8 protein-coding genes are annotated in these 8,349 nt (G+C 70.6%); 7 read left to right on the top strand and 1 reads right to left on the bottom strand.

Going from position 1 to position 8,349, the window contains the following annotated elements; genetic code table 11:
- The 4 genes from ACLL81_RS10410 to murB form a co-directional block, all read left to right on the top strand.
- A partial coding sequence (locus ACLL81_RS10410) for a putative peptidoglycan glycosyltransferase FtsW (protein ID WP_411288273.1) occupies window positions 1-848 on the top strand: 848 nt, incomplete at its 5' end.
- 13 nt (window positions 849-861) lie between these two features.
- Window positions 862-1,956, top strand: coding sequence for an undecaprenyldiphospho-muramoylpentapeptide beta-N-acetylglucosaminyltransferase (gene murG, locus ACLL81_RS10405; protein WP_411288272.1), 1,095 nt, complete (start codon window positions 862-864; stop codon window positions 1,954-1,956).
- Window positions 1,957-1,997: 41 nt separating this feature from the next.
- Window positions 1,998-3,419: a UDP-N-acetylmuramate--L-alanine ligase gene (murC, locus tag ACLL81_RS10400; protein ID WP_411288271.1), complete on the top strand. Its 1,422-nt coding sequence runs from the start codon at window positions 1,998-2,000 to the stop codon at window positions 3,417-3,419.
- Window positions 3,416-4,327, top strand: coding sequence for a UDP-N-acetylmuramate dehydrogenase (gene murB, locus ACLL81_RS10395; protein ID WP_411288270.1), 912 nt, complete (start codon window positions 3,416-3,418; stop codon window positions 4,325-4,327). Before murC ends, murB begins: the two co-directional genes overlap by 4 nt.
- Before the next feature lie 68 nt (window positions 4,328-4,395).
- On the opposite strand, the gene ACLL81_RS10390 is transcribed toward murB, so the two are convergent.
- Entirely contained in the window at window positions 4,396-4,746 is a 351-nt protein-coding gene (locus tag ACLL81_RS10390) for a UrcA family protein (protein ID WP_411288269.1), read from the bottom strand.
- Window positions 4,747-5,272: 526 nt separating this feature from the next.
- Between ACLL81_RS10390 and ACLL81_RS10385 the strand changes: the two genes are divergently transcribed.
- From ACLL81_RS10385 to ftsA, 3 genes are all read left to right on the top strand, one after another.
- A complete protein-coding gene (locus ACLL81_RS10385) occupies window positions 5,273-6,253 on the top strand; it encodes a D-alanine--D-alanine ligase (protein ID WP_411288268.1) in 981 nt (326 codons plus the stop codon).
- Complete coding sequence (locus tag ACLL81_RS10380) at window positions 6,189-7,085, top strand: cell division protein FtsQ/DivIB (protein WP_411288267.1); 897 nt, start codon at window positions 6,189-6,191, stop codon at window positions 7,083-7,085. Before ACLL81_RS10385 ends, ACLL81_RS10380 begins: the two co-directional genes overlap by 65 nt.
- 12 nt (window positions 7,086-7,097) lie before the next feature.
- Window positions 7,098-8,349: cell division protein FtsA (gene ftsA, locus ACLL81_RS10375; protein ID WP_411288266.1), on the top strand; the 1,252-nt coding region annotated here is incomplete at its 3' end.

The following is an 8,349-nucleotide window of genomic DNA, read 5'->3' as shown; positions in this document are numbered from 1 at the left end:
TCGGCCATAGCGCCAAGGGCGCGACCCGCTGGATACAGTTCGCGGGCTTCACCCTGCAGCCCTCGGAGTTCATGAAGCCGGCCCTGATCATCCTGGTCTCCTGGATGTTCGCCGAGGGACAGAAGGGTGAGGGCGTGCCCGGCGTCACCATCGCCTTCGGCCTCTATCTGCTGTCGGTGGCCCTGCTGCTGATCCAGCCGGATGTCGGCCAGACCGTGCTGATCACCGTGGCCTTCGGGGCGGCCTTCTGGATGGCCGGGGTGCCGCTGTCCTGGGTCATGCTGTTGGGCGGGACCGCGCTCGCGGGCCTGGCCTCGACCTATTTCCTGTTTCCCCACGTGGCCAGCCGGGTGGACCGCTTCCTCAGCCCCGACAAGGCCGACACTCACCAGGTGGACCGCGCCGCCGAGGCGATCTCCGCCGGCGGCCTGTTCGGGCGCGGGCCGGGGGAGGGGGTCATGAAGCGCCACGTACCCGACCTGCACACCGACTTCATCTACTCGGTGGGGGCGGAGGAGTACGGCCTGATCTTCAGCCTGATCCTCATCGCGCTGTTCGGCGTGGTGGTGGTGCGCGGCCTGTATCGCGCCATGAAGCTGTCCGATCCCTTTGAGCAGGTGGCGGCGGCCGGTCTCTTCGTGCTCGTCGGCCAGCAGGCTTTCATCAATGTGGCGGTGAACCTCAACATGATACCCACCAAGGGCATGACCCTGCCGTTCATCTCCTACGGCGGATCCTCCATGCTGGCCATGGGCCTGACCCTGGGCATGGCATTGGCGCTGACGCGGCGCCGACCGGGCGCCTATACGCCCAGCGAGGGCCTGGCCAAGGCCGGCGCCTTCGCCTGAGAACCGGAGCGTCATGCGCAAGATTGCCGTCGTCGCCGCCGGAGGCACCGGCGGGCATCTGTTCCCCGCCCAGGCCCTGGCCGAGGCGCTGATCGCCCGCGGCTGGGGGATCGTGCTGGCCTCCGACGAGCGTGTGGCGGGCCTGGCCCAGGACTTTCCCGCCGACCAGCGGATCGGCCTGTCGGCCGCCACCTACCGCCCCGGCGATCCCATCGGGATGCTGCGCGCCGGCATCGCGGTGATGCGCGGCGCAGGCCAGGCCCGAGCGGCCTTTCGCGACATCGGCCCCAATGTGGTGGTGGGCTTCGGCGGCTATCCCTCGGCCCCGGCCCTGGTGGCCGCCATCCTCGACCGGCGACCCACGGTGATCCACGAGCAGAACGCGGTGATGGGCCGGGCCAACCGCATGCTGGCCCGCCACGTGAAGACCGTCGCCTGCGCCTTTCCAACCCTGAAGAAAGCCCCCGGCAAGGTTGCCGAGCGCGCGATCGTGGTGGGCAATCCGGTGCGCCCGGCGATCCGCGCGCTCGCCGACGTGGCCTATGTGGCGCCTGAGCCTGACGGCCCGCTACGCCTGCTGGTCACCGGCGGCAGCCAGGGCGCGCGGCTGCTCTCCGAACTGGTGCCCGAAGCCATCCGCGCCCTGCCGGAGGATCTGCGGGCCCGCCTGAGCGTGCAGCAGCAAGCCCGCCCGGAATCCATGGAGGCCGCGCGGCGGATCTATGCCGACGCCATGGTGGAGGCCGAGGTGGCGCCCTTCTTCCGCGACATGGCCAGCCGGCTGCGGGACGCCCACCTGGTGATCGGCCGCGCCGGCTCCGGCACGGTCTGCGAGCTGGCGGTGGCCGGCAAGCCCGCCATCCTAGTGCCGCTGGCCATCGCGCTGGACGACGACCAGGGCCAGAACGCCAAGCTCCTGGCTGACGCCGGCGGCGCGGAGATCGCCCGCGAACACCAGCTCACCGTCGACAGCCTGGCGGGCGCGCTCGCCAAGCTCTTGGGCAACCCCGCGCGCCTGGCCCGCATGGCCGCGGCCTCGCGCTCGGTGGCTACCCCCGACGCCGCCGAACGGCTGGCCGACGTGGTTGAGGCTGCGGCGCGGGGCTGAGGCCACTTCACCGTTCGGGGGGGATGCGGTAGCACGCAGGCATGACCCGACGCCCCGTGCCCTTCGAACTCGGCCCTGTGCATTTCATCGGCATCGGCGGCATCGGCATGAGCGGCATCGCCGAGATCATGCTGCGCATCGGCTATACGGTGCAGGGTTCCGACGCCAAGGCCGGCGCCAACACCGAGCGGTTGGAGAAGCTGGGCGCCAAGGTGTTCATCGGCCTTGACGCCCGCCACGTGGAGGGCGCGTCGGCGATTGTCTATTCCACGGCGGTGCAGCCCGACAATCCGGAGATGGCTGCCGGTCGCGAGCGGCGCCTGCCCCTGGTCCGCCGCGCCGAGATGCTGGCCGAGCTGATGAGGCTGCAGTTCTCGGTGGCGGTGGGCGGCACCCACGGCAAGACTACCACCACCTCCATGGTCGCCGCGGTGCTGGATGCCGGCGGCCTCGACCCCACTGTGGTCAACGGCGGGATCATCAACGCCTATGGCACCAATGCGAAGGTCGGCGCCGGCGAGTGGATCGTGGTGGAGGCCGACGAGAGCGACGGCACCTTCCTGAAGCTCAAGTCCACCGTGGCCATAGTCACCAACATCGACCCCGAGCACCTGGACCACTACGGCGACTTCGACGCGGTGAAGAAGGCCTTCCGAGACTTCGTGGAGAACATCCCGTTCTACGGCTTCGCCGCGGTGTGCATCGACCATCCGGAGGTCCAGGCCATGGCCGCGCGGGTGGAGAACCGCCGCCTCGTCACCTACGGCGTCAATCCGCAGGCCCAGGTTCGCGCCGAGAAGATCAGCATGGGTGCGGACGGGGCGCGCTTCGACGTCCTCGTCCGCCCTCACGACGCCGAGCCAGTGCGCTACGAGGATCTGCATCTGCCAATGGCCGGGCACCACAACGTCATGAATGCGCTCGCGGCTATCGCCGTGGCGCGGGAGCTGGGCGTGAGCGCCGACGACATCCGCAAGGGCCTGGCCGAGTTCGCCGGCGTGAAGCGCCGCTTCACCACCACCGGCGTGGCCAACGGGGTCCGGGTGATCGACGACTACGGCCACCATCCGGTGGAGATCGCCTCGGTGCTGAAGGCCGCCCGGGCGGTGACCGAGGGCCGGGTGGTGGCCGTGGTGCAGCCGCACCGCTATTCGCGACTGTCGGACCTGTTCGACGACTTCTGCCACTGCTTCAACGACGCCGACGTGGTGATCGTGGCCGACGTCTATGCGGCGGGCGAGGCGTCGCTGCCGGGGATCGACCGCGACGCCCTGGTGGAGGGCCTGCGCCGCTATGGCCACCGCCGGGTGCTGCCGCTGGCCGGGCCCGCCGACCTGGCCGGCCTGGTGCGCGAGGAGGCGCGGGCCGGCGACGTGGTGCTGCTGCTCGGGGCCGGCGACATCACCACCTGGGCCTACGCCCTGCCGGGCGAACTCGAGGCGCAGGCCCAGGCTGCGCAATGAGCTGGCGCGATCGCCTGCCGACCGTCCGCGGCCGCATCCTCAAGGACGAAGCCCTTGCCCCCTTCACCTGGTTCCGGGTGGGCGGCCCCGCCGAGGTGATCTTCCTGCCCCAGGACGAGGACGACCTGGCGGGCTTGCTGGCCGGCCTGGACGCCAGCGTGCCGGTGACCCTGCTAGGCGTCGGGTCCAACACCCTGGTCCGTGACGGGGGCGTCGAGGGCATGGTGATCCGTTTGGGCAAGCCGTTCGCCGCCGTCGAGCCCCGCGGCGACCACCGCATTTTCGCCGGAGCGGCGGCCCTGGACGCCACCCTGGCGCGTGAGGCCGGCAGGGCCGGGATCGCCGGGCTGGAGTTCTACCGCGGGGTGCCCGGCGCCATCGGCGGGGCGCTGGTGATGAACGCGGGATGCTACGGCGCGGAGACCCGGGACGTGCTGGTGGAGGCCTATGCACTCACCCGGGCAGGCGAGCGGCTGACGCTGTCCAACGCCGACCTGGACTACAGCTACCGCGAGTCCGCCCGCGCGGCGGCCGGGCAACTGATCTTCACTGGCGGTCTCTTCCAGGGGACCCCCGATGATCCCGCCGCCATCGCGGCGCGGATGGACGAGATCACCGCCCGGCGGGAGGCCACCCAGCCGATCCGCGAGAAGACCGGCGGCTCCACCTTCAAGAACCCGCCAGGCCAATCGTCCTGGAAGCTGGTGGACGAGGCCGGCTGGCGCGGCAAGCCGTTCGGCGGGGCCATGTTCTCGCCCCTGCACGCCAACTTCCTGATCAACACCGGCGAGGCCACCGCCGCCGATCTGGAGGGCCTGGGCGAGGCCGTCCGCGCCGACGTAAAGGCCAGGCTCGGCGTCAATCTGGAGTGGGAGATCAAGCGCATCGGGCGGCTGGCGACCGACTGACGCCGAGCATAAGGGGACCCGTAAGGCCGTTGGCGCGCCGCCGCGAGTCCGCGGCGCGCCGTCACCGCTTAGTGGCTGGAGAGCGCGAGCTGGCGTTCGCGCGAGGTGATCGGCTGACCGTCATGATAGGCGGTCATCAATGGCTGACCCAGCGCGGCCACGGCGCGGTCGAGGCTCTCGCGGGCGCAAGCCCTATCGCTCATGCGGGCCCCCAACTGCCGCGGCATGCGGCTGTCGCAGAGCGAACGGGCCGCCCGACGCAGCCGATCATGCAGGATGCGGATGTCGCCAGCGTCTGTGAAATCGTAGCCTCGGGTCGGCACCGACTGTTGCGTCGGCTGATCGCGGCGCCCGTCTGCAAGCGCTGGGGCGGCAAGGGCCGCCGCGACGACCGACAGCAGGATGATGGTCTTGAACATGGAGCGCTCCGTCTGTTGAGTGACGGTGCGGAGATAGGCTGGATTGGTGATGGTTTTCTCCAGATATCGCGTCGAAGACATCATCCATTTGTGTCGTTTCTTTCAGTCCTTGATTCCGAAGACTGAGAATACGGACCATTATGTTATGCCGTGATCGGACAGTTGCTGGCGATGCTTCGTCATCCTGTCCGTAACGAGCGGACGCCGGCTGTGGCCTATGCATTCACCGAGGCCCCCTCTTCATCGTCCCCCCCGGGACGCTTCGCCGCGGAGCAGGTGATCGGAGGTGGTCGGAACGCCAGGGAGACCCGCCGGGCGACGACGGACATTCTCGCCGCCTTCCTGCAAGGCCCTCTGACAGGGACGCCCGCCAGCATCGAGACGGCGGCGTCGCGCTACTGGGGCGTCATAGGCGGCGCTAGACGGACGGCGCAGGTCCGCTGCGGCGACGACGCCCCCTTGACCCAGCGAGCGGCGTCCTTCACCGCGGGGGCTCCAACCCTGTAGTTTCCTTGAGTCGCGCCCGATGGCCTCCCTGCCGCTTTCCGGACACCACGTCGCCGTCCTGCTGGGCGGGCTCTCCTCCGAGCGTGAGGTGAGCCTGGTCTCCGGCCGCGAATGCGCCGACGCCCTGGAGCGGCTGGGCGCCAAGGTCAGCCGCGTGGACGCCGGCCGCGACCTGGCCCAGGTGCTGGCCAAACTGAAGCCCGACGTCTGCTTCAACGCCCTGCATGGCGCGTGGGGCGAGGACGGCTGCGTGCAGGGCGTGCTGGAGACGCTGGGCCTGCGCTACACCCACTCCGGCGTGCTGGCCTCGGCGCTGGCCATGGACAAGGCCAAGTCCAAGGCCGTGCTGGCGGCGGCCGGGGTCACGGTGCCCGGGGGCGGGCTCTACAACCGCTTCGAGGCGGCGCGCGCACACGTCATGGCCCCGCCCTATGTGGTTAAGCCCAACGCCGAGGGATCGTCGGTGGGCGTCTTCCTGGTGTTCGAGGGCGCCAACCGCCCGCCCGGCGAGCTCACCGCCCCAGGCTGGACCTATGGCGAAGATGTGATGATCGAGCCCTACATCCGCGGCCTGGAGCTGGCGGTGGGCGTGATGGACGGCAAGGCCATGACCGTCACCGAGATCATTCCCCGCACCGGCTTCTACGACTATGAGGCCAAGTACGAGGTGGGCGGTTCCCAGCACATCGTTCCGGCCCGGATGCCCGCCGCGGCCTTCGAAAAGGCCCTGCGCCTCAGCGAGCAGGCGCACGCCGCGCTTGGTTGCCGCGGAGTTACCCGCGCGGACCTCCGTTATGACGACATTAACGACATTCTGGTCCTTCTAGAGGTCAATACACAGCCCGGCATGACGCCCACGTCTCTGGTCCCAGAGCAGGCGGCCGCACAGGGCGTGGATTTCGACCGACTGGTGCTTTGGATCACGGAGGACGCTTATGCCCGCGACGGTGCGGGGGGGATCGCGAGTTCAGGCGAAACCCCAGGCGAAAGCGCCTCCTAGCCCGGCGAAACGCCCTGCGGCCATGGCGCCGAGGGCGGCCGCCCAGCCGCGCACCGGAAACCTACGGCCCCTGCAGATCCTGATGATCACCGCCGGGGTCCTGACCCTGGCCCTGGGCGTGACCCTGGCCACCGGCGGGCGCGGCGAGCGGGTCGCGGGCGACATCTCCCACGCCATCGACGGCCGGTTCGGCCGGGCCGGCTTTCGGCTCGCCAAGGTGCACGTGCAGGGCGCCTCGCCCATGGCCGTCGCCGACATCGTCAAGGCCGCCGGCGTCGCCAAGGACCAGCCCTTGCTTGGCCTCGACCTGGAGCTCCTGCGCAGCCGCGTGCAGGAGGTGGGCTGGGTCAAGCAAGCCCGCATCGTGCGCCTGCTCCCCGACACCCTGGTGGTGGCGGTGGTGGAACGCCGGCAACTGGCGGTCTGGCAGCACGCCGGCAAGAGCGTGGTCATCGACGATCAGGGCCGCACCATTCCCGAAGCCGATCCCGGCCGCTTCCCGACCCTGCCGCTAATCGTGGGCGCCGGCGGCGCCACCCACGCGCCGGACATCCTGCCGGTGCTGGCCCAGCGCCCGCGGATGATGGAGCGGCTGGACGCCCTGGTGAGGGTCGACGACCGCCGCTGGGACCTTCGCATGAAAGACGGCGGCCTGATCCAACTCCCCGCCGTAGGCGAGGAACAGGCGCTGATCCAGCTTGAGCAGCTCGACCTGCGCTCGCGCATCCTGGAGCTCGGCTTCCAGCGCATCGACCTGCGCAACCCCGATGTCGTGGCCGTCAGGCCCCGTGAGACCACCGCGCCCGGCCAGCTTGTGGCCGGCGGCGCGTAAGGAAAACACCCGATGCTGAAAACCGCGCCCCGCCCCGAAGCCGCCAAGAAGGACAGCCGCGACGGGCTGAAGGCCGCCCTGGTGCGGCCCCCCGTGGTCGCTGCCGTCGACCTGGGCGCCTCGAAGGTCACCTGTTTCATCATGAAGCCCGAGGGCGTGCGCCGGGGCGACCGGACGCTGACCACCGCGGGCGTGGGCTATGTGCAGTCGCGGGGCGTGCGTGGCGGCTCCATCGTCAACCTCGACGAAGCCTCCGAGGCCATCGCCCAGGCGGTGGAGCGGGCCGAGAACGTGGCCGGCGTCAACGTCCAGGGTGTGACCGTGGCCATCGCCGGCGGCCAGCTTACCTCCAACCGCGTGGCGGGCCGGGTGTCCATCGGCGCGCGGCCGATCTCGGACCACGACCTGGTGCGCGCCATCCAGCATGCACTGTCGCAGATCAAGCTGCCTGGACGCCGCGCCGCCCACATCCTGCCCATCGCTTGGTCGGTGGACGGCCAAGGCGGGGTGCGCGATCCCCGCGCCATGTTCGGCCGCACCTTGGGCGTCGAACTTCTCGTGGTGTCCGTGTCCGAGGCCGTGTTCCAGACCCTGGGCGCCTGCGTGGAGCGGGCCCACCTGCAGTTCGACGGCGTGGTCGCCGCCCCCTTCGTGTCGTCCCTGGCGGCGCTGGAGGAGGACGAGATGGACCTGGGCGCGGTCTGCATCGACATGGGCGGCGGCTCGACCTCCGCGGCGGTGTTCAACGCCGGCTCCCTGGTCCACGTGGAGACCGTCCCGGTGGGCGGCCAGCACGTGACCCAGGACATCGCCCGGGGGCTTTCCACCTCCATCGCCGGGGCCGAGCGCATCAAGACCCTGCACGGCTCGGCCATCGCCTCGGCCAACGAAGACCGCGAGATGATCGAGGCGCCGCCCCGGGGCGACGATCCCGGCGCGGGCCCGGTGATCGCGCCCCGGTCCCTGCTGAAGGGCATCATCGCGCCTCGCGTGGAAGAGACTCTCGAACTGCTGCGCGATCGGCTGAAGGCTTCCGGCGCGCCGGTAGAGCCAGGCGCGGGCCTGGTCTTGACCGGCGGCGCCAGCCAGCTGGCCGGGGTGCGTGAAGTGGCCGTGCGGGTGTTCGACCGTCCCGTCCGTCTGGGCCGTCCGCGCCGGGTGCCGCATCTGGCCGACGCCGCTTCGGGTCCGGCGTTCACCGCCGCGGCCGGCATCCTTCACCGCGCCGCCTTCGGCCCCCGCGAGGCGGCCAGCGCCTTGGCGC

Origin of the sequence: Phenylobacterium sp., assembly GCF_046590535.1 — a bacterium.
GTDB lineage: Bacteria > Pseudomonadota > Alphaproteobacteria > Caulobacterales > Caulobacteraceae > Phenylobacterium.
This window is presented reverse-complemented; position numbering and strand designations above follow the sequence as displayed.